The following is a 19,768-nucleotide window of genomic DNA, read 5'->3' as shown; positions in this document are numbered from 1 at the left end:
TTTGTCGATGACAATCTTTCTCGGTAGGCCGTTGACCTCCAGCATTCGCGCGAAGAACTTGGTGGCCGCGGGCTTGTTTCGACGCTGCGAAAGCATGAAATCAAGCGTCTTGCCGTGCTTGTCGACAGCTCGATAGAGATAGACCCAGTTGCCTTTTATCTTTATGTAAGTCTCGTCCATTCTCCAGGAGCGGTGGCACAGTCCCTTCCGACGACGCGCGGCTTCAGCGATTGCGCCGGTTCAGTCGCAAATTTTGCTCCCAACTGTCATTCCGACTGCGGTTTTGATAACGCGCGCTCGGATAAGACAGGGGCAAACCGTGACGATTTCATTCAAAGGCGCGCATTTTCCAAAGGACGTGATCTTACACGCGGTCTTCTTCTACTTGCGCTACAGTGTTTCATACCGGGATCTGGAAGAAATCATGGCCGAACGTGGTGTTGACCTAGACCATGCGACGCTGAACCGCTGGGTAGGTAAATATGCCGTGCTTGTGGCTGAAGCCGCGCGATATCGAAAGCGTGCTGCGGATCATTCTTGGCGCATGGATGAGACTTATGTGAAAGTGAAGGGCGAATGGGAGTATCTCTATCGGGCGATCGACAAGTTCGGCAAAACGCTTGATTTCATGCTTGCCAAGCGCAGAAACAAAGCTGCGGCAACGAAGTTTTTTGCCCGCGCGCTCGAAGCCAACGAGCTGCCGCGTAAAATCGTTATCGACAAAAGCGGGGCCAACACTGCCGGCATCAAAGCCATAAACAAGATGCTGAAAGGCTTTGGTTGCCCAATACCGATTGAATTGGTTAGGCGGAAGTATCTCAATAATATCATCGAACAAGACCATCGATTCATCAAACGACGGATCAGGCCCATGCTCGGTTTCAAATCTTTCGCATCAGCCGCATCTGTCCTGGCAGGCATAGAATTGGTTAACATGATCCTGCAAAGGTCAATTCACGCCCGAACTCCGTCCGTTTCAGCAATTCTCCGAACTGGCAGGCTAAACTGCCCAACAATTTCTATGATGCTTAGCCATCCAAAAAGTTTGCGACAGAACCGGCGGTAATCCTATTTCCAGCAAAACACCGCTGGCCGGGTCGCAGTTTGAAATCGACGGTTCTCTGTGGCGGGCCCAGGTCGCGGTCAAACCCGCGGTTGAGGACGGTGTTGCCTTTGCATTGCGCCGGGCCGTGGCAAAGCAACTGTCGCTCGATGATCTGTTGCAGGCCTTGCCGGACCTGGACGCCAGCATGGCCGACCTGAAATCTTGCGTTGATCCGGCCGACGAGGCTGTGTTCGACGCCTATGAGAACAAAGGATTTGGCGATTTCCTGCGGGCGGCGGTCAAGGCCAAATGGAACATCCTTTTGTCGGGCGGAACATCCTCCGGCAAAACGACATGGTTGCGCGCCTGTCTTGGCGAAGTCTGCCATTCAGAGCGGATTATGACCATTGAGGATGTGCTGGAAATTCGGCCCAGCCAGCCCAACGTCGTGTCTCTCGTGGTCAACAAGAACGCATCGAGCAGTGATCTATTGAAAGCCTGCCTGCGATTCCGGCCGGAACGGATTATCATGGGAGAACTGCGTGGCGCCGAAGCCTATGATTTCCTGTCCGCCATCAATTCGGGCCACCCGGGTGGGATCTCGACCTTGCATGCGGCCTCGCCAGAATCTGCGCTTTCTCGTTTGGCGTTGATGGTCATGCAGGCAGATTGTCACCGGGGCAGTAGCGTAGATCCTTAATGTCGAAGCCGGGCGGCAGAGCCTCTCCATTGCCGTCCAGCGCAGCCCTGAATGCTGTGCGGCCTTGCAGCTCATCCTCCTGTCCGGGCAGCACGAAAATCATCTCTTCCGCGTAGAACCCGGCAAGCTTGTCCATGTCTCCTTCCGCAAGCGCTGCCCAGCTTGCCTTCAGGTCTTCAAGTTGCTTCTCGGCCGACATTGAAAGGCTCCTTTTTTCAGCGTGGCTTTTCTGGCGCTCATGCTATCACGATTGGGGCTGGCCTCGGAGTCCGCAGGTCTGGACCAATACCCGCCCCGTCGGTGGTGGTATCGACAGAGCGATCATTGCCGACGACGTATAGCGGAGAAGGCCACTAAGCGGTTACGTAGCTGTCACTTACAGCTCGCAACTGCCTTGGATGTGATCTCATTGCCTTAATTGGCCGATTGTCACCAAGTGTCTTCAAAACCTTCCCGGATACAGATTAATCATGTTCTGCACGTCCAGTTCACTCGAAAACGCGTCCGGATTACTCCAGATCACCTCGTTTATATAGTCGCGTTCCGAATAAAGATCGTTGGCTGTAGGCCGCAGTTTTCGGGTGTCGGGGAAGGCTCTTTTGGTCCAACCGAACAGTCCACCAAATACGGTCCAGATACTGGGTGACATTGTATGAGAAGCCATCTCGTGGTCCTTTCCGAGTTACTTGCGCTGTCGCAACAAGAGTAACTGTTCACCCGTTCGTCTGGTATCCGGCGCAAAATTGTGCTGTTCTACAAAAATGAAGAACGGGTTCCAAAACTGGTCGGATATTCGTGTGTTCCTCTCTGTCTTCAGAGAAGGGTCGACGCTTGCGGCCTCCAGAAAGCTGCAGGTCTCCCAACCAACGGTTGCCCGACGCATTGATGTTCTCGAAAGAGAAACAGGCTTGACGCTGTTTGAGCGCGGTACGCACGGGTTCAAACCGACCCCAGAAGCCCTTCGCCTCGTTCCCCTCGCAGAAGCAATCGAGGCTTCAGCCCTCGAATTTGCCGATTGCGCGAAAGAATTGACGTCGACACAACCCATCCGTATCACCGCTTATTCGGCAAACTTCTCCTCACGCATGATCGAAATCGTAAATGAGTTTTCCGCCAGCAATCAGGATGTCGCATTCGAGTTTTTGTCCAGCGTTCGGGCACTGGACCTAATGGCTGGGGAGGCCGACATTGCTTTGCGCCTTGCAAGAACCGATCCTGATCCTGATCTGATCTGCCGGAAGATCAGCACGGCGCGCTGGTCCTTGTTCGGCAGCAGAAATTACGCGGACAAATTTGGCTTACCTAGCTCAACGAATGATCTGGCCGGGCATCGGTTTGTTACCTTTCAGCGGGACGATGTACCGAATGTATTCCACGAATGGCTTACCGATCACGTGGCACCGGAACAGATCGTCATGTCTTTTACCGAACTGGAGCTAATGCACGCGGCGATTAGATCAGGACAAGGTCTTGGAATCAGCAATGTCAAGCTGGTTGAAACAGACATGTCCTTTGTCCGATGCTTCGACGAAATCCCCGAACTTGCGGTGCCGCACCTAATGCTCATTTCGCCCGAAGCCTATCGTCGGCCAGAGGTTAGAGCATTCGTTAAGTTCTTCGCACCTCGCTACGCGGCAATCTACAAGTAATGGTTAAGGCAAAAGGACTGAGGGCACGCGGGCAAGCTCTCTTGCGCGTAACAGCGGTGGAAAAGTCTTCGGAATCTTGGACGAAATGCTCAATGTAGTCTTCGACTCGCCGACAGCGAAAGAGTAGGCACCAGTCCAAACGACGGTCGTAATCGCTCAGCCAAATTTGGCACATTAGTTCTGAAGTCTCGCTGCGCTGGGTAAAATTTACTGATCTTTAATGAAAATCGCCCAGATAGCAGCAATGATGACTCCGGCGCCGGCTGCGAACACCAATGCGATAGCGCTTAAGAACAAACACGGTTGGCTGGAGCGGCGGATAATCGAAAAGTGAATTCTTATCTGGCCTCTAAGCAAACCATCTGCTGCCATCGATATCGCAAAAAGGCCAAGAGACAGCGCACTGGATCCCCCCCATAGCCGTTGCCATTGCTCATCCTCAGTCAATGCCAACGGCAAACCGGTTACGACAAAAAGCGCTGCGAAGAGCCACATCAAATACGTAAACATCATCAAGCCGGTAACCACATGCCTTATTCTATCCAGTAGTTAATCAATGCGGCTTGTGCAAATTCACCAAGATTAGGATGGTCGCTGAAGTGGTACAGAAACCTCGACACGGCCTCCGTCTGTGCAGGCGTCAATTGGGTGAACTTGGACTTCCTGAACTCGTGCAGCATTTCTTTCGATGTGCCAGGGTCGAGTGCAAGTAGGATGCTTTCACTGGCATATTCCGGGCTGTCTGAATTTAGCAGCGTCCAAATCAGATATGCGGGCAAGTAGTACTGAAATGCCTTGGCGCTGAAGGCAGTGGGGGCAGCGTAACCGTAAACGATCATTTGATCGGTCATCTCATGCCATTTGACCCCGCCGTAGAATTCAAGAATATCCACGTCATCCATACATTCGGGGTGAAGAAGTTCATCAGCAGCAGGTGGATCTAGGCCGTCAAATGCAGCAATGATCTGGGTTGCAAGAGCTTCCGTTGTTGTCGTTACCTTTGGCATGGTGCCATATTAAACTGGCTGAAACCCTGAGATCGAGTGTATCAGCAACAATTCGGATTCGAGTGATTGCGATGGATAACGGACAGAGGCTCTTTCAGGACGTCAGTCATGAATTCCACGACAATTCCATTTATGCCCTAAAATTGATTTCGCCTGATCCAGACAACGGTGATTGGGTGAGCGAACTAATACTCGATATCGACCACATTGAGGAGTGGATCAGGCAAGACAACGGGCAATTCAGTTTTTCCGTTTGCCAGGTCAATCTGTGTTTCGAGGGCGTTTCCGATCTGTCCGATTTCTTTTCGTTTCCGATTTCGACCATTACACCGCTGCCAATCGACCGGATTACCCGGTCCAGAGAACCGGTTCGGATCCACGGAATGGATTATTCCGAATTTGCCTCGACCATCGGACTGAATGATCGCAGCGGCGGTCGTTTTTGCTTCCACGCTACTGGGTATCGCTTTGAAAGGGTCGGAAAACTCGTCACCTGCGAAGAACAATATATACCCAAACACTTGCGCCTACCGCAGCAAATGCAGAAGACTGTGTGACCACCTCGGCAACGAATGCTATTGGAACCCACCTACCATCTCACTTCAATCGCAATTGGGTACGCATTTGGTAGGAGGTACTGCACCAGTCACAGTTGGCTGCGAGTGCATTCCGCATAGTTAGACCGAATACGGACACGAGTTTTCGTTTGCTGAGCATCAGCTTTGCTGCCTTCTCAAATGCTAAAGTACCCGCTTTGCGTGGCGATATTACTATGAGAAAGTGCTACCGCCCTGTCTGGCATGGTCGTCGCGGTCGAACCAAACCAACAACAACTGTATCAAGCCATTGTCGTCGAGGGTCCACTCCTCCCAGCCCAACAGGCGAACAGGAGAATTTTCACGCCTTCCGGGACCGACGAGCATACCGGTAAAGAGAGCGTGGTTCCCAGATAAACGAAAATCATGCAGCAACACCGAAGAACCAGGGAAATCGCGGAAGAACGGGGCTGCGTAATCCGAAGCAATTGCTTCCCGACCTTGTATCGCCGCGCCGGAATTGAGCCGAGCCGCCCCGTCTTCCGCGAAATGTGCTGCTACCTGTGCCGGATCGTTGGAACTCCACGCAGCAGCATACGAAGAAGCTTTCTCGAGTGCATCAGCAAACAACATTTCGGTTGCTCCTTTCTCGAACATGGCCACTTTTTGGCTTTGAGGGTGAGACCCTGGATGTATCTTAGACGCGTATGTGCAATAAGTCATAGCTATCCGCATTTTAGGCGTTCAATCCCAGCGCAGCGAAAGAGCACTCCTCCGAACCGGACGTTCGCAAAACTCGCAGCGACAGCGTCGGACGCACCCAAATTTCTGTTTTCTGCGGAGGTGACGAACGTCGGCCATACGTCTGAGCCAATCGATATTCCATCAGCACATGTCTCGCGCGCTTCACTGCCACGTTCCCAAAATCGTAAGCGCTATTCCGTGGACCCAATCAGAGCATACGACTAGCATCAGTGATTACTCAGCACGAAGGGAGACACGCATGTCGAAGTTCACTAATAGAACAACTGCCCATGGGGTTGCTGCACTCGTAATCTGCTGTTTCGCAATGGCTGCACAGGCTCAATCGGCGAGTGAGGAGATGTCATTTTTCATAACCAGTGTGGGTAAGGGGGACGGCGCCAATCTGGGCGGGCTAGAAGGCGCCGATGCTCACTGCAATGCGCTTGCTTCTGCGGCCGGTTCTTCCAAATCCTTTGCGGCTTACCTGAGCACCTCAATGTCTATTGATCGCAGCACCGACCCGATGACAATCACCAATGGCATTTCTGCGCGCGACCGGATCGGGTCGGGCCCTTGGTATAATGCCAATGGAGAGCTTATCGCCAACAATGTTGAAGACCTGCACAGTGACGGTGTGAATATCAATCTTCAAACCGCGCTCGACGAGAATGGTAACCCTGTCAACGGGCGTGGCAGTCAGCCGAACAAACATGACATTCTGACAGGTTCCGATTCCGCAGGACACTTTTCGACGGCAGGTGGCGATACGACGTGCAGCAACTGGACTTCGAATAGTGAAGACGGGTCTGCGATTGTCGGACACCATGACCGTGTAGGTCTCAACGATGCTCGAAACATGTTGTCCTGGAACTCATCGCACGGCTCGCGCGGTTGCGGAGAGGAACATCTGCCACGTTCTGGCGGGGCGGGCCTGTTTTATTGCTTCGCAACTGACTGATCAGGCAGCAATGGTGCGCGTGTCACGCGCATTGCACCTGATATTGTCTGGTTGGCTTTAAAGGTCGCGTTCTGAAAACGGTTTTTGGGCAGCAAAGCCCAATTGCCGTTTCGGCCTGTGGCCGACACCGAATTAGGAGAATCGCAATTTCTATCGACAGTTTTGCGGACACTGAGATTGGAAGACACTTGGCCGACGCTGCACGTCGTTGCCGCATGGTTTTCTTCACTGGATTACCGGCATCTGGAAAGTCATTCCTATTGCGCAAGCAAATATCCATTGCGATCTCCTTGGGACGTCGCGTGCATATCATGCGTTGGGATACGGGGCTCGCGGCGTTTCAAACCGAAGATATACTCGCGAGGTATCCAGATGTTTCAGATGGAACTCATCCGTTGATACGAAGGGCAGCTGGATTGTGGGGCCGGAGAGCCCTGGCGCGATGGCTGGTAGAGAATACCGACCCCACAGACATGATTGTCGGTGAAGTCCCTATAATCGGAAACAGGTTTTCCGAGTTCATCCAGGCGCAGCCGGATCAGGTTGAACCAGCCTTAGCATCCGAGGAAACCACATTCATCTATCCTGTACCCACAAAAAGCTTGCGTGCCAATCTCGAAGCCATCCGAAGGTCAACGTTTGCGAACCCAAAACATCCTGATGAGGCCAGAGATGCGCCTCCATCGACAATGGAACTGGCCTGGCGCCAGACATGCGCCAAGGCTGCGGAATTGGGCTTTGTCTCTGAGATTGACATCCATTCTCCGTACGAGGAGACGATCTATGTCCGATTTTTTGAGCACCTGCTGCAACACCGAAACGCCGTCAGAATTGCGGTCGATACGATTTATTCAGATGCCGGGTCAGCCCATGACCTTGAGGGCAACATCTTGGAACTCAGCGCAAGCCCGGACGAAGTACAATGTGCTATCGCAGAGGTAGAGGCTGCTTTCACAGTCGAGGAAGCCGCCCGAGACGTCGAAAACTGGTATCAAGTTTAGTTTCAGGCAATATTCTGCTCATTAGGGCATCTCGAAGACTGCAAAGTCCGGTCTGGGCTGCGAACCAGCCAATCATGCAAGCTGCGGAGAACGGCAACTCTGGAGCCCAAGGCAGTCATTGTGTTTTTATGCTGCGCGCGCTCGCAGCACGAAAATCGCTGCAATTGCGCGGTTTTCGACGCTGCAAAGCGGCGGGGATAGCGGCCATTGGTTCATGGCGCAGCGAAGTTTTTGGAGGGAACTTACGGGTCGCGGACGAACCAGACAGTCGGGTCGCAAGCTTCAACGTCAACAAACGGCCCTTAACGGATTTCAGCAGCCTTTAGCATTACTGCGGTCGCAATCCGCAAAGCCGCCATTCGCTGCGACAGGAAAAAGCAAAGCAAAAAATCATCGATAGTCCGGCAGGACGGTAACCGGTTTCACTTCACTACGCCGAAATACGCCAGGTGCGCTCGCCTCGTTCCATCGAAAAAGAGTGATGTGCCAAAGGCCCGGGCGCCTTCGTGAGGGATCAATCAATCCGATATGCCCGTCTGCTCTGATCCGATCAGCAGCGAACCATGAGGACGGATCCCTACCGGCAGCTACGAGTTTGCGCCAGGGTTGACTGGCAAGCGCATAGATATCTGCGGCTTCGGGGCTGCGCAGATCGAACAACGCACATCGTTCCACTTCGAAGGTCAGCACAACCCGCGGGCGATCATCCTTCCTGACGTCCTGCCCAATAGCGACTTTTGCGCTTTCGACATCAGGGCTCAGATACAAAGCGTCCTGCCCCCGGCGATTGAACCGGGCGGGTGGGCGATCCGGTGCGCCGCGCATGAGGTGAACGTCTGGGTCATCGGCCCAAACAATTTTTACGAATTCTCCGGAAACTTCTGTCAGCATAACGGGTGGCACTGATCGTTTGCGCGTCGCGCTATAGGAAAGACGCAGGGCGGCAGGGGTTTTCCTAGAAAAGAGAAGACGCATGATACCTTGATTGAAATCACCTACTCATGTTTCCTCGCATTGCGTTGCATTTCCAAAGGCCTCTCGCATGAAGGTTCCAAAGATCGCCCTCCTTGGCGCAATTCTCGAGTCAAATCGTTTTGCACCGCCGGCTGATTTGTCGGACTTTAAGTCTCTGACATGGCTTTCAGGCGATGCTTTGATGTCTGAAGCGAGATCCGCGACACCAAAGCTGGCAATAGAATTTGCAGCCTTTGTCAGGGCGATGGATGCCACGGGCGACTGGACGCCGGTACCCTGTATCTTGGCAGCCAGCCACCCGGCGGGTCCAGTACGAAAATCTGTAATCGAAGAGGTCATAGCGACTTCGGAAGACATGCTGCGCTCAGCTGGCCCTGTTGACGCAGTCTACATCTGCAACCATGGCGCGATGGTTGCCGAGCATGACCACGACCCCGACGGTTTGTTGATGTCACGCATTCGGGGAGTTGTAGGACCGGACATACCTGTCATTGCGACACTCGATCTGCATGCAAATATCTCACAACGGATGGTCAATGCCTGTGACCTGATCGTCGGCTATCGGACCAATCCTCACGTCGATCAGATAGAACGTGGCGAGGAAGCCGCCTTTTCGCTGCGCCGGGTTTTGGCGTCGGGCGTCCGGCCCCAAACCGCGCATGTCAAACTGCCTCTTGTTCCGGCATCCGTGACCCTGCTAAGTGCCGAGCACCCGTATGGCGCGCTGATCGACCATGGTCAGCGACGACAAGCCGAAGGTCGAGGTGAGATTCTAAACGTATCGATCTTCGGTAATTTCCTTTTCTCCGACACGCCCGACAACGGTCTGAGCATCGTTGTCACCGCGCGTGAGGACCAGAAGGCGGCCAATGCACTGGCGGAAGAATTGGCAGACATGGCCTGGTCATTGAGGAAGGATTTCGTTCGGAAACTGACATCCGTGACGGAAGCGATCTCAATTTCCACTGACCAAGCGCGCACACCTGTGATTTTCTCCGATGCCGGTGACAATCCTGGTGGCGGCGGCAGTGGCAGGACGACGGAACTGTTAGCCGCTCTTCATGCGGCAAAAGTCGAAGAATGCCTATTCGGTTCCTTTTGTGATCCGGAACTTGCGAACGAAGCCCATGGCATCGGTGTCGGCGGCAAATTCAGGGCACGATTCAACCGGTCTTCCGACTCCAGCGCTTTCTGGGCGCAATGGGATGTGCCTTTTGAGGCGGATGCAGAGGTCTTGGGTCTCCATAGTGGAGATGTGGTAGGTGAACTGGGCATGACGGCTGGTCGGAGATTGGCCCTAGGGCCATCCGCTGCGCTTCGTATTGGTGGTATCACCGTGGTGGTGATCACCGATCGCACACAGACTGCCGACCCCGTGTTCTTTCATATGTTCGGGCTGGATATTGCGTCTGCCCGGACTGTTGTTGTGAAATCCCGAGGCCACTTTCGGGCCGGGTTTTCCAACTGGTTTGGGCCAAGCCAGGTATTTGAGGTCGACACGGGCGGGCTTACGTCGCCAGTTCACGACCGCTGGCCGTTTGCGAATTTGCCACGACCGAACTTTCCGATGGACGTCGACACCTCGTGGTCGGCTACGATGCTGCGCTAGACGGGCTCTGAGTATTTGTCCTGCGGCGTCGTCAACTTGACAAATTGCATGAACTGGCGGGCAAGCTGAGAAGGTGGCCTTCCTGATGGAAGTACAAAGCTCGTGTCATAAAAAATGGCGGCGTCAAATGGCCTGACGACGACACCTTCCATCCCTGACGACAACAACGGGAAGGGATTGATCAGCGTCACGCCCAAACCCTCGCGGACGAGCTCCAGTGCGGCCATGTTCGTTGCCGTTTCTGCGACTTGTTTCGGCCGAATTCCAGCGCGCGCAAAGATCTTTTCGGTGATCGCTCGCGTACCCAGCCTTCGCAGAAACTCGATCAGCGCGACGCCTTCAAGGTCGTGCGGCGTCACCACTCGTTTTTCCGATAGCGGATGGTTGCTCGGCATGGCGCAGACCACCTGACTGCGGCGCCAAGGCATGAGATGAACACCCGTTCGTTGGATCATCGCACTCGTCAAACCAAGATCATAGCGGAGGTCGAGAATGCCGGCGACCAGCACGTCCGTGGCCTGAATATCCAATTGAAGCTGCTTTCCTTCATTCTTCTTGAGAAAACTGGCCACCCTGGAGATGACAAAGTGATGTGCCAGAGTCGGCGGCACGATCAGGCGTAACGGCTCATTATCCGGAGTAGCCCATTCTGCGCCCTCAATGTCCGCCAGCGTCTCGAAAATTGGGTCCAGTTTTTCGTTGAGACGCAAGGCTTCGTCTGTTGGGTCGATACGTCCCGATCGCCGGAGAAAGAGCGTTCGCCCAACACGGGCCTCGAGTTGTGATAAGGACCGGCTCACGGCAGACTGCGAAATCCCGAGACGCCGCGCGGCGCCGATGGTTGTCCCAGTCGTGATCACGGCTCTTAGCGACTCGAACTCGCGCAGTCTATGTCTGTGTTCCGTCATGCTACATTACTCCCCCGGTACGAGCGGCTGAACATCCAAACTCTTGGATTGGTCTATGCAAAGTCGCATAGCAATATGTATTGGCAATGATTTTTGCGGTAGCTAGCCTTTTTTAATAGGGCGCGGGATCGGCCAAAGATTCGCCCATTCACAAGCGCCAAACAAACAGGGAGTCTTTTTGATGAGGAAACTCACATCTGCGACAGCCGTCGCTGTCAGCATTTTGGCTTTCGGCGCCGGTGCTGTCTCGGCCGAAAAACTAACGATCGGCCTCGCTTCGGAGCCGACGTCACTCGATCCGCATTTTCACAACCTGGGTCCGAACAACGCGTTGTCCGTGCACATCTTTGACCGGCTGATCGCGCAGGATGAGAAGCAGCGCCTATCGCCGGGTCTTGCCGTGTCATGGGAGCCGATTGATGAATTAACTTGGGAGTTCAAGCTGCGTGAAGGCGTTAAGTTTCACGACGGAAGCGACTTCACGGCGGACGACGTCGTCTGCACCATGGCGCGCGCGCCGGACGTACCGAACTCTCCATCGGGATACGGCACCTATCTTAAGGGTAAGGAAGTCGTCAAGATCGATGACTACACGGTGCACTTCAAAACGGCCGCACCTTATCCGTTGATGGGCAATGACATTTCCACGATCCCTGTGATCTCAGAAGTGGGATGCGAAGCAACGACAGAAGACTTCAACGCGGGTACGGCCGCCATCGGCACAGGGCCGTTCAAGTTCCAAAGCTACACGCCGGGTGAAAGCATCGTGTTGGTGCGGAACGACGATTACTGGGGTGACGCACCGATCTGGTCCGAGGTGGAATTCCGCCCAATCACGTCCGGTCCGAGCCGTGTTGCATCGCTTCTTGCCGGTGACGTGGACATGATATCGGGCGTACCAACGACCGATATCACAACACTTCAGGGCAATGACGGTATCCAGTTGAGCCAGGGCGTGTCCAACCGAGTGATCTATCTTCACATGGACCAATTCCGCGAGGATTCACCCTTTGTGAAGGCCAACGGTGGCGGCGATATCAAGAACCCCCTCATGGACGTCCGCGTCCGTAAGGCGATCAGCATGGCGATCAACCGCGATGCAATCGTTGAGCGTGTCATGGAAGGGGTTGCCCTGCCCGCCGGTCAGCTTCTGCCCGAGGGGTTCTTTGGCGTGTCTGACAATTTGGACGTCGTGACCTATGATCCAGACGGTTCTAAAGCGCTTCTGGCTGAAGCCGGTTATCCCGATGGATTTGAAATGACAATCCATGGGCCGAATGACCGTTACATCAACGACGCCAAAATTGCCGAGGCAATTGCGCAAATGTTGACCCGTGTTGGCATCAAGACAGCCGTCGAAACCATGCCGCGTTCGGTATACTTTGGGCGCGCTTCCAAAGGCAGCCCAGAGGGTCTACCGGAGTTCAGCTTTATCCTCGTCGGATGGGGCGCGGGGTCCGGCGAAGCGTCCTCGCCTCTCAAATCGCTGATCCACACCCATGACAAGGATGCGGGCTTTGGATCATCAAACCGTGGCCGACACTCGGATGCTGAAACCGACGCGTTGATCGAAGAAGCCCTGCGAACAGTCGATGACGCAAAGCGGCAGGAACTGCTCGCCGCGGCAACAGAGCGCGCGATCGAGAACGTGGCGATCATTCCGACGCACTTCCAGGTCAACACCTGGGCGGCCAAAAAAGGTCTGAGCTACATCCCTCGGACCGACGAATACACTCTCGCGACAGGCGTCGTGAAAGAGTAAACGCAATGCAAACGGGCCGCCTTCGCAGCGGCCCGCAGCCTTTGCCCAGGGAATGTCCTCATGACCGTTTTTGTCATTCGCCGATTGCTGCAAGCAATGCTTGTTGTCTTCCTGATGTCGGTGATTGTCTTTTTTGGCGTCAACATCGTTGGTGACCCGGTCTACATGCTGGTAAGCCCCGACGCGGATCAGGCTGACATCGAAGCGGCCATTCGACGGCTTGGATTGGATCGGCCAATTTGGGAACAGTACTGGTTGTTCCTCAAAGGTGCGGCACAGGGTGACCTCGGCGATAGCTTCGTCTTCGGTGAGCCCGCGCTCAAACTGATCCTGCACCATATGCCTGCCACGATGGAACTGGCCTTCAGTGCACTCTTTCTTGCCATCGTGATCGGAATTCCATTGGGGCTTTATGCCGGGCTCTATCCCGACAGCCCGCTTTCCAAAGGCGTTATGGCTGGCTCGATTCTCGGTTTCTCGCTGCCGACCTTCTGGGTCGGACTAATGCTCATCATGCTGTTTGCCGTAGAACTTAGATGGGTACCTGCGACAGGTCGTGGCGACATCGGCTCGTTTCTTGGGATTCACAGCAGCCTTTTTACGCTCGATGGGTTGAGCCACATCTTCCTGCCTGCTCTCAACCTGGCACTTCTTAAGATTTCGCTGGCAATCCGTCTCACCCGAGCGGGTGTCCGGGAAGCGATGGGACAGGATTACGTTAAATATGCCCGGGCCAAAGGGCTTTCGACCCGACGCATCATTCTGGTGCATGTAATGAAGAACATCATGATCCCGGTAGTGACCGTCATGGGCCTCGAATTCGGCAGTTTGATCGGGTTCTCGGTGGTGACTGAATCAATCTTCGCGTGGCCGGGAATGGGCAAACTGCTGATCGACGCAATACTGCAATTGGATCGGCCTGTCGTCGTCGCCTATCTGATGATCATCGTACTGTTTTTCGTACTGATCAATCTGATCGTCGACATACTTTACTCGATCCTCGATCCGAGGGTTCGTTTGCAGGATCAGGGCGCATGACCGACACCGTCACAGATCATTCGCTGACCACCGCCAAATCCCCTAAGGTCGAGACGCCGTTCCAGCGATTTCGGGCCGAGTTCTTCGAAAGCAGGATCGCAACAGCGGCGCTCGGCATATTCCTGATCATCGTTCTTTTGGCCATCCTGGCACCCTGGATCACACCGCAGAACCCCTACGATCTTGGTCAGGTCAGCGTCATGGATGGGCGCTTGCCGCCAGGTTCCGAAGCCTTCGACGGATACACAATGTGGCTCGGCTCGGACGGGTCTGGGCGCGATCTCTACTCGGCAATTCTCTATGGTTTGCGTATCTCTCTGACCGTTGGGCTTGCATCCGGAGTGATTGCCCTTCTGATCGGTATGGCGATCGGTCTGGTCGCGGCCTACGCTGGTGGCCGGACCGAAGCGTTCATTATGCGCATCGTGGATCTTCAACTGTCGTTCCCGGCATCGCTGGTTGCGCTGATGATGGTTGCGGCACTTGGTAAGGGTGTCGACAAGATCATTCTTGCCCTTGTAATTGCGCAATGGGCCTACTACGCCCGCACGGTGCGCGCGACCGCGCTTGTCGAGCGTGGAAAGGAATATGTTGAAGCCGCACAATGTCTCGGCATTTCGCGTTCGCGGATCGTCTTTCGGCATATTCTCCCGAATTGCATGGCGCCTCTGATTGTCGTTGGCACGGTACAAACCGCCAGTGCGATCTCATTGGAAGCGACGCTTTCGTTCCTTGGCGTAGGCCTTCCACAGACTGAGCCTTCGATCGGGGTGCTGATCGCAAATGGATTCGAATACATGCTTTCAGGACGCTACTGGATTTCCGTTTTTCCCGGCGTCGCGCTGTTAATGACGGTGGTGTCCATCAACCTTGTTGGCGACCATTTGCGCGATGTTCTGAACCCGAGGTTGAAGAGATGACTGAAGTACTCGAAGTCAGCGGGCTGAAGACCCACTTCTTCACGCACGCGGGTGTGGTCAAGGCCGTAGATGGTGTGGATTTCACCGTCTCCAAGGGCGAGGTAATGGGTCTGGTGGGTGAGTCCGGGTCGGGCAAGTCGATCACCGGGTTTTCCATCCTTGGGCTGATCGATCCTCCCGGGCGCATCGTCGATGGGTCAATCCGTTTTAATGGTGACGAGATCGCGAACGCACCGGAAGAGCGACTCAAGACCTTGCGTGGCAACCGAATCTCGATGATCTTTCAGGATCCGATGATGACGCTCAACCCGGTCCTGCGCGTCGATACGCAGATGATCGAGGCCATTCTCGCCCATGAAAACGTAAGCCGCCAAACCGCCTGGGAAAGAAGCCGTGATGCGCTTGGTTTGGTTGGCATCCCATCGCCGGAAGAGCGATTGCAAGCCTATCCGCATCAGCTTTCCGGTGGGATGCGGCAGCGCGTGGCGATTGCGACAGCCTTCTTGAACCAGCCGGACCTCATTATTGCCGACGAGCCGACGACAGCGCTCGACGTGACAATTCAGGCGCAGATCATCCACGAGGCACAGAAGCTGACGAAACGCACGGGAACCGCGATGATCTGGATCACGCATGACCTTGCCGTTGTGGCAGGGCTCGCGGACCGGATTTCGGTGATGTACGCAGGACGGATCGTTGAGCAAGGCGGTATCGACGATGTTATCGACCGTCCGTTGCATCCCTATACGGTCGGGCTTCTCGGATCGGTTCCGACGGCGAACCGGCGCGGGCAGCGTTTGTTCCAGATCGAAGGGATGACGCCAAACATGCTCGCCCTGCCTGAAGGATGCGCCTTTGGACCGCGTTGTCAGGCCCGAACGGCAGCGTGTTCCAAGCGCCCCCCGATTAAGGACGTGGATGGCCGCAGCCTTCGCTGTTTCAATCCGCAACGCACCAAGGAGACGACGCTTTGAGTGAGCCGCTCGTTGAAATCCGAGGCGTTTCGAAGCGCTTCACCAAACGTTTGGACGTCGCGGGGAAAATCGCACAGCGACTTGGCGCAAACATCCGAGAAGAAACGGTCCATGCTGTCGATAACGTGAACCTGTCGATTCAAAAGGGTGAGGTTCTGGGATTGGTCGGCGAATCCGGCTGCGGCAAGTCCACTTTGGGACGCATTGTTGCCGGCATTCACCCTGCAAGTGACGGACAGATGTTCTACGGAGGCAAAGATGTTGCAACGTTGAACGGCACCGACAAACGCGCGGCGACCCTCGCAATTCAGATGATCTTTCAGGACCCCTTTGCCAGCCTAAATCCGCGAATGCGCGTCGAAGATATCATCGGCGAAGCACCGCGTATGCATGGGATCGTCAGCAAGGCAGAGAGTGCGGAATACGTGGACGACGTGATGCGCAAGGTCGGCCTCGACCCGTCGCTCAAGCGGCGTTACGCGCATCAGTTTTCCGGCGGTCAGAGGCAACGGATTGGAATTGCACGTGCGCTCGCCGTGAAGCCGAAGTTCCTTGTCTGCGACGAAGCCATCGCTGCGCTGGACGTATCGATCCAGGCGCAGGTTATCAACTTGTTCATGGATCTGCGCGAAGAGCTGGGCCTGACCTATCTGTTCATCAGCCATGACCTGAGCGTCGTCGAACACATCGCCGACCGCGTGGCGATCATGTATCTGGGCCGCATTGTCGAGAGAGCATCGACTGAGGAAATTTTTTCGGACCCACGCCATCCCTACACGAAAGCGCTGCTTGCAGAGGCTCCGCGCCTTGATCAGCGCCGGCGTGATTTTGCCCCGATTGAGGGGGAAATTCCGTCGCCGCTCGATCCGCCATCTGGATGTACCTTCCACCCGCGTTGCCCGGTGGCGACCGCTGAGTGCCGCACCACTGTTCCTGAACTGAAAGCCGGGCGCGGTGGGCGCGAAACAGCCTGCCTCCTGGAACACGCCGAAACCGTTTGAACGAGAAGCTGGAGAGCCCCTTGAAAAACGCCGATCCGATCTGGGACCACGTTGACCGCCATCGTGATGATTTTATCGCATTGTCTGACCGCGTCTTTGACACGCCCGAGACGCTTTACGCCGAGTACAAGTCCGTCGCTGAGCATGTGCAGATGTTACGTGCTCAGGGGTTCAAGATAACAGAGAATGCAGCTGGCATTCCTACGGCCGTGATTGGCGAAGCGGGAGACGAGGGTCCGGTGATCGCCATCCTCGGCGAATTCGATGCGCTGCCATATCTGAGCCAGGCGCCAGGTGTGGCTGAACATCAGCCACTTGAAGAGGGCGGCAACGGGCATGGGTGTGGTCACAATCTGCTGGGCGCCGCCGCACTCTTGGCCGCGACGGCGGTGAAAGACTGGCTGACCGAAAACGGCATCAAGGGCCGTGTGCGGTACTATGGCTGCCCCGCTGAAGAAGGGGGCGCGGCCAAGACTTACATGGTGCGCGAAGGACTGTTCGATGATGTCGACGCGGCCATCTCGTGGCATCCAGCGACCTTCACAGGCGTGAATGAGGCCAGATCGCTCGCGAACACCCGGATCGACTTCACTTTTCATGGAAAAGCTGCCCATGCTGCTGGCGCGCCTGAATTGGGCCGGTCCGCGCTTGATGCGGTTGAACTGATGAACATCGGCGTGAATTATCTGCGCGAGCACATGCCCGACAGCGCCCGGGTGCATTACGCCTATCTCGATGCGGGTGGCGTTGCACCGAACGTGGTGCAGGCCAAGGCCACGGTGCGCCAGCTCGTCCGGGCCAGTTCGCTACCCGACCTCGCCGAATTGGTTACGCGTGTCAGAAAGATTGCAGACGGTGCGGCGCTGATGACTGGAACGCAGGTCACAAGTCGGGTCTTTTCCGGCGTTTCAAACCTGCTTGGAAACCGTCCTTTGGAAGAAACCATGCAGCATGAGCTAGAGAAACTCGGACCCGTCGCCTTTGACGAGTCAGACCTCAGCTTTGCCCGTGAGATTCAGACTACATTGACCAAGGCTGACATCAACACGACCTTCAAGCGGATCGGAGCCAAGCCCAAAAAGGATCTCGCACTCTGCGACTTCATCGCACCTCTTGATCGCCACAGCGATGGTGGCGAAGGCTCAACAGATGTAGGGGATGTGAGTTGGGCAGTTCCGACGGTTCAGGCACGAGTTGCCACCTGTGCCATAGGAACGCCGTTTCATACGTGGCAAACAGTTGCTCAAGGCAAGGCACCCGCGGCTCACAAAGGCATGGTCTACGCGGCAAAAGCAATGGCCGCGACTGTGTGTCGACTGGTTGAGGATCCCTCGCGCATTGCAGCTGCACGCGCGACGCATCAAGACCATCTGGGCGAAACGCCGTACACATGTCCGATCCCTGCAGACGTGCGCCCACCTGTCTGAGGGAAAGTGAACATGAGCCGCGCTGCTGCCATAGACAACGTCGCCGAATATTTTGACAGCGGTCGATTTGCAACCGATCTTAGCGAACTGGTTGCCCATGAGACGGAGAGCCAGACACCAGAGAAAGTGGCGGAACTTCCGCGCTATCTTGAAGAAGCCCTCGTTCCGCGCCTGCGCAGTCTTGGGTTCTCCTGTGCAATACACCCGAACCCTGTGCCAGATGCAGGTCCTATCCTTGTCGCTGAACGCATCGAGGACGACGCGCGTCCGACAATCCTGTCCTATGGGCATGGCGACGTGATCCGCGCGCAAACGGATCAATGGCGCGACGGGCTTCACCCATTTCGATTGGTTGACGAGTGCGACCGCCTCTATGGACGGGGAACCGCCGACAATAAGGGGCAGCATCTCATCAATTTGGCGGCGCTGAGCGCTGTCATTGAGGCTCGTGGAGCGCTCGGTTTCAACATGCGCATTCTCATTGAAATGGGCGAAGAAATGGGATCACCGGGGTTGTCGGAGTTTTGCGCCAAGCACAAAGACAACCTAGCCGCCGACGTCTTGATCGCATCGGACGGACCGCGCCTTCAGTCCGACACGCCTACGTTGTTCATGGGGGCAAGGGGCGGCAATTCGTTCGACCTCATCGTTGACCTTCGAGACGGTGCGCATCATTCCGGCAACTGGGGCGGTTTGCTTGCCGACCCCGCGATGATCCTTGCACAAGCCCTCTCGACGATCACCGATGTGCGGGGCCAAATCCAAATACCAGAATGGCGGCCGACCAGCCTGACTGAAGACATCCGGGACACCCTGCGCAACTTGCCGGTTGGCGGGGATGGCGGTCCGAAGATTGACGAGAATTGGGGAGAGGAAGGCCTGACACCGGCCGAACGGGTCTTTGGCTGGAACAGCTTTGCGATCCTCGCAATGAAAAGCGGTGTCCCCGAAGAGCCGGTTAACGCGATCTCGGGATATGCCAAGGCCGCCTGTCAGCTCCGCTTCGTTGTTGGCACCGATCAAGCCGGTATCCTGTCGGCCCTTCGTCGCCACCTTGATGCAAGAGGATTTCAGATCGTTAAGATCAAACCTCACGACCGCGGATTTTTCGATGCGACGCGGACATCGCCGGAGCATCCTTGGGTGTCGTTTGTCGCGCGTTCGCTGGAAGAAACGTCTGGAAAGCGGCCACATATTCTGCCAAATCTCGCCGGTTCCCTGCCCAATGAGGTCTTTTCCGATGTGCTCGGCCTCCCAACGATTTGGGTGCCTCATTCCTATCGTGGCTGTTCACAGCACGCGCCAAACGAACACGTGTTGAAGTCGGTGTCGCGTGATGCATTGCGGGCAATGGCCGGTCTTTTCTGGGATATTGGTGACCTTGCCAGGCCACTCTGACCGCGCGCCACAAAGGCTTTCATCCACACCTGGATCGGGCGGGTATCGCACTCCCGACTTTAACTGACCGCTTTGCGGACAAAACCGACTTTTGTAGCCACGACTATTGCTCATAC

Annotated in this window: 20 protein-coding genes and 2 pseudogenes; 14 read left to right on the top strand and 8 right to left on the bottom strand. The window is 55.4% G+C overall.

Annotated features, from left to right (window positions below; genetic code table 11):
- Positions 1 to 237 (bottom strand): annotated as a pseudogene (locus ACR0K9_RS18935) (DDE-type integrase/transposase/recombinase); the annotation flags it as partial.
- An 82-nt stretch (positions 238 to 319) separates the two neighbouring features.
- Here ACR0K9_RS18935 and ACR0K9_RS18930 point away from each other — a divergent pair.
- Together ACR0K9_RS18930 and ACR0K9_RS18925 are read left to right on the top strand one after the other, a co-directional pair.
- Positions 320 to 1,004, top strand: a pseudogene (locus ACR0K9_RS18930) (IS6 family transposase).
- Between the two features lie 246 nt (positions 1,005 to 1,250).
- Entirely contained in the window at positions 1,251 to 1,745 is a 495-nt protein-coding gene (locus ACR0K9_RS18925) for a CpaF/VirB11 family protein (RefSeq protein ID WP_480825505.1), read from the top strand.
- Here the strand turns inward: ACR0K9_RS18925 and ACR0K9_RS18920 are convergent.
- Together ACR0K9_RS18920 and ACR0K9_RS18915 are read right to left on the bottom strand one after the other, a co-directional pair.
- Entirely contained in the window at positions 1,702 to 1,944 is a 243-nt protein-coding gene (locus tag ACR0K9_RS18920; protein WP_480825503.1) for a nuclear transport factor 2 family protein, read from the bottom strand. The two genes, ACR0K9_RS18925 and ACR0K9_RS18920, sit on opposite strands and share 44 nt — an antisense overlap.
- Positions 1,945 to 2,187: 243 nt before the next feature.
- Entirely contained in the window at positions 2,188 to 2,409 is a 222-nt protein-coding gene (locus ACR0K9_RS18915; RefSeq protein WP_480825501.1) for a hypothetical protein, read from the bottom strand.
- Positions 2,410 to 2,506: 97 nt separating this feature from the next.
- Here ACR0K9_RS18915 and ACR0K9_RS18910 point away from each other — a divergent pair, with 97 nt between their 5' ends.
- On the top strand, positions 2,507 to 3,394 hold the full coding sequence (locus ACR0K9_RS18910; protein ID WP_480825499.1) for a LysR family transcriptional regulator: 888 nt from the start codon (positions 2,507 to 2,509) through the stop codon (positions 3,392 to 3,394).
- Between the two features lie 207 nt (positions 3,395 to 3,601).
- On the opposite strand, the gene ACR0K9_RS18905 is transcribed toward ACR0K9_RS18910, so the two are convergent.
- On the bottom strand, positions 3,602 to 3,907 hold the full coding sequence (locus ACR0K9_RS18905) for a hypothetical protein (RefSeq protein WP_480825497.1): 306 nt from the start codon (positions 3,905 to 3,907) through the stop codon (positions 3,602 to 3,604).
- A gap of 20 nt (positions 3,908 to 3,927) precedes the next feature.
- The gene (locus tag ACR0K9_RS18900) at positions 3,928 to 4,401 is read right to left on the bottom strand and encodes a DUF6714 family protein (protein ID WP_480825495.1); all 474 of its coding nucleotides are present in this window, start codon (positions 4,399 to 4,401) and stop codon (positions 3,928 to 3,930) included.
- A 71-nt stretch (positions 4,402 to 4,472) separates the two neighbouring features.
- On the opposite strand from ACR0K9_RS18900, the gene ACR0K9_RS18895 reads away from it, so the two are divergent.
- Positions 4,473 to 4,958 carry a hypothetical protein gene (locus ACR0K9_RS18895; RefSeq protein WP_480825493.1) on the top strand — a complete coding sequence of 162 codons (486 nt, stop codon included), beginning with the start codon at positions 4,473 to 4,475 and terminating at the stop codon, positions 4,956 to 4,958.
- 213 nt (positions 4,959 to 5,171) lie between these two features.
- On the opposite strand, the gene ACR0K9_RS18890 is transcribed toward ACR0K9_RS18895, so the two are convergent.
- Positions 5,172 to 5,570, bottom strand: coding sequence for a nuclear transport factor 2 family protein (locus ACR0K9_RS18890; RefSeq protein ID WP_480825491.1), 399 nt, complete (start codon positions 5,568 to 5,570; stop codon positions 5,172 to 5,174).
- A 370-nt stretch (positions 5,571 to 5,940) separates the two neighbouring features.
- Here ACR0K9_RS18890 and ACR0K9_RS18885 point away from each other — a divergent pair, with 370 nt between their 5' ends.
- Complete coding sequence (locus tag ACR0K9_RS18885; RefSeq protein ID WP_480825489.1) at positions 5,941 to 6,639, top strand: hypothetical protein; 699 nt, start codon at positions 5,941 to 5,943, stop codon at positions 6,637 to 6,639.
- Between the two features lie 188 nt (positions 6,640 to 6,827).
- The gene (locus ACR0K9_RS18880; RefSeq protein WP_480825487.1) at positions 6,828 to 7,640 is read left to right on the top strand and encodes a DEAD/DEAH box helicase family protein; all 813 of its coding nucleotides are present in this window, start codon (positions 6,828 to 6,830) and stop codon (positions 7,638 to 7,640) included.
- 390 nt (positions 7,641 to 8,030) lie between these two features.
- Here the strand turns inward: ACR0K9_RS18880 and ACR0K9_RS18875 are convergent, their stop codons facing one another.
- Entirely contained in the window at positions 8,031 to 8,465 is a 435-nt protein-coding gene (locus ACR0K9_RS18875) for an RES family NAD+ phosphorylase (RefSeq protein WP_480536249.1), read from the bottom strand.
- Between the two features lie 217 nt (positions 8,466 to 8,682).
- On the opposite strand from ACR0K9_RS18875, the gene ACR0K9_RS18870 reads away from it, so the two are divergent.
- Positions 8,683 to 10,224: a M81 family metallopeptidase gene (locus ACR0K9_RS18870; protein ID WP_480825485.1), complete on the top strand. Its 1,542-nt coding sequence runs from the start codon at positions 8,683 to 8,685 to the stop codon at positions 10,222 to 10,224.
- On the opposite strand, the gene ACR0K9_RS18865 is transcribed toward ACR0K9_RS18870, so the two are convergent.
- On the bottom strand, positions 10,221 to 11,132 hold the full coding sequence (locus ACR0K9_RS18865) for a LysR family transcriptional regulator (RefSeq protein WP_480486503.1): 912 nt from the start codon (positions 11,130 to 11,132) through the stop codon (positions 10,221 to 10,223). The genes ACR0K9_RS18870 and ACR0K9_RS18865 overlap by 4 nt on opposite strands.
- Positions 11,133 to 11,313: 181 nt before the next feature.
- On the opposite strand from ACR0K9_RS18865, the gene ACR0K9_RS18860 reads away from it, so the two are divergent.
- The 7 genes from ACR0K9_RS18860 to ACR0K9_RS18830 are packed head-to-tail and all read left to right on the top strand — an operon-like array spanning position 11,314 to position 19,652.
- A complete protein-coding gene (locus tag ACR0K9_RS18860; protein ID WP_480825483.1) occupies positions 11,314 to 12,894 on the top strand; it encodes an ABC transporter substrate-binding protein in 1,581 nt (526 codons plus the stop codon).
- A gap of 60 nt (positions 12,895 to 12,954) precedes the next feature.
- Positions 12,955 to 13,932: an ABC transporter permease gene (locus ACR0K9_RS18855; RefSeq protein ID WP_170482633.1), complete on the top strand. Its 978-nt coding sequence runs from the start codon at positions 12,955 to 12,957 to the stop codon at positions 13,930 to 13,932.
- Positions 13,929 to 14,852, top strand: coding sequence for an ABC transporter permease (locus ACR0K9_RS18850; protein ID WP_170387150.1), 924 nt, complete (start codon positions 13,929 to 13,931; stop codon positions 14,850 to 14,852). Before ACR0K9_RS18855 ends, ACR0K9_RS18850 begins: the two co-directional genes overlap by 4 nt.
- Entirely contained in the window at positions 14,849 to 15,826 is a 978-nt protein-coding gene (locus ACR0K9_RS18845; RefSeq protein ID WP_170482634.1) for an ABC transporter ATP-binding protein, read from the top strand. Before ACR0K9_RS18850 ends, ACR0K9_RS18845 begins: the two co-directional genes overlap by 4 nt.
- A complete protein-coding gene (locus tag ACR0K9_RS18840; RefSeq protein ID WP_480825480.1) occupies positions 15,823 to 16,827 on the top strand; it encodes an ABC transporter ATP-binding protein in 1,005 nt (334 codons plus the stop codon). The genes ACR0K9_RS18845 and ACR0K9_RS18840 overlap by 4 nt, the downstream gene beginning before the upstream one ends.
- Before the next feature lie 20 nt (positions 16,828 to 16,847).
- Positions 16,848 to 18,254, top strand: a complete 1,407-nt coding sequence (locus ACR0K9_RS18835; RefSeq protein ID WP_480825478.1) for an amidohydrolase — start codon at positions 16,848 to 16,850, stop codon at positions 18,252 to 18,254.
- 12 nt (positions 18,255 to 18,266) lie between these two features.
- A complete protein-coding gene (locus ACR0K9_RS18830; RefSeq protein ID WP_480825476.1) occupies positions 18,267 to 19,652 on the top strand; it encodes a M20 family metallopeptidase in 1,386 nt (461 codons plus the stop codon).
- Positions 19,653 to 19,768: the final 116 nt, after the last annotated feature.

The organism is Ruegeria sp. L12, from assembly GCF_056531745.1.
The sequence above is the reverse complement of the archived record's forward strand: the minus strand, read 5'-3'. Positions and strand labels throughout refer to the sequence as shown.

Coding starts and splice junctions, on each gene's coding strand:
- ACR0K9_RS18925 (WP_480825505.1), top strand. CDS start 1,251: ATGGCCGACCTGAAATCTTGCGTTGATCCGGCCGACGAGGCTGTGTTC.
- ACR0K9_RS18920 (WP_480825503.1), bottom strand. CDS start 1,944: ATGTCGGCCGAGAAGCAACTTGAAGACCTGAAGGCAAGCTGGGCAGCG.
- ACR0K9_RS18915 (WP_480825501.1), bottom strand. CDS start 2,409: ATGGCTTCTCATACAATGTCACCCAGTATCTGGACCGTATTTGGTGGA.
- ACR0K9_RS18910 (WP_480825499.1), top strand. CDS start 2,507: ATGAAGAACGGGTTCCAAAACTGGTCGGATATTCGTGTGTTCCTCTCT.
- ACR0K9_RS18905 (WP_480825497.1), bottom strand. CDS start 3,907: ATGATGTTTACGTATTTGATGTGGCTCTTCGCAGCGCTTTTTGTCGTA.
- ACR0K9_RS18900 (WP_480825495.1), bottom strand. CDS start 4,401: ATGCCAAAGGTAACGACAACAACGGAAGCTCTTGCAACCCAGATCATT.
- ACR0K9_RS18895 (WP_480825493.1), top strand. CDS start 4,473: ATGGATAACGGACAGAGGCTCTTTCAGGACGTCAGTCATGAATTCCAC.
- ACR0K9_RS18890 (WP_480825491.1), bottom strand. CDS start 5,570: ATGTTGTTTGCTGATGCACTCGAGAAAGCTTCTTCGTATGCTGCTGCG.
- ACR0K9_RS18885 (WP_480825489.1), top strand. CDS start 5,941: ATGTCGAAGTTCACTAATAGAACAACTGCCCATGGGGTTGCTGCACTC.
- ACR0K9_RS18875 (WP_480536249.1), bottom strand. CDS start 8,465: ATGCGCGGCGCACCGGATCGCCCACCCGCCCGGTTCAATCGCCGGGGG.
- ACR0K9_RS18870 (WP_480825485.1), top strand. CDS start 8,683: ATGAAGGTTCCAAAGATCGCCCTCCTTGGCGCAATTCTCGAGTCAAAT.
- ACR0K9_RS18865 (WP_480486503.1), bottom strand. CDS start 11,132: ATGACGGAACACAGACATAGACTGCGCGAGTTCGAGTCGCTAAGAGCC.
- ACR0K9_RS18860 (WP_480825483.1), top strand. CDS start 11,314: ATGAGGAAACTCACATCTGCGACAGCCGTCGCTGTCAGCATTTTGGCT.
- ACR0K9_RS18855 (WP_170482633.1), top strand. CDS start 12,955: ATGACCGTTTTTGTCATTCGCCGATTGCTGCAAGCAATGCTTGTTGTC.
- ACR0K9_RS18850 (WP_170387150.1), top strand. CDS start 13,929: ATGACCGACACCGTCACAGATCATTCGCTGACCACCGCCAAATCCCCT.
- ACR0K9_RS18845 (WP_170482634.1), top strand. CDS start 14,849: ATGACTGAAGTACTCGAAGTCAGCGGGCTGAAGACCCACTTCTTCACG.
- ACR0K9_RS18830 (WP_480825476.1), top strand. CDS start 18,267: ATGAGCCGCGCTGCTGCCATAGACAACGTCGCCGAATATTTTGACAGC.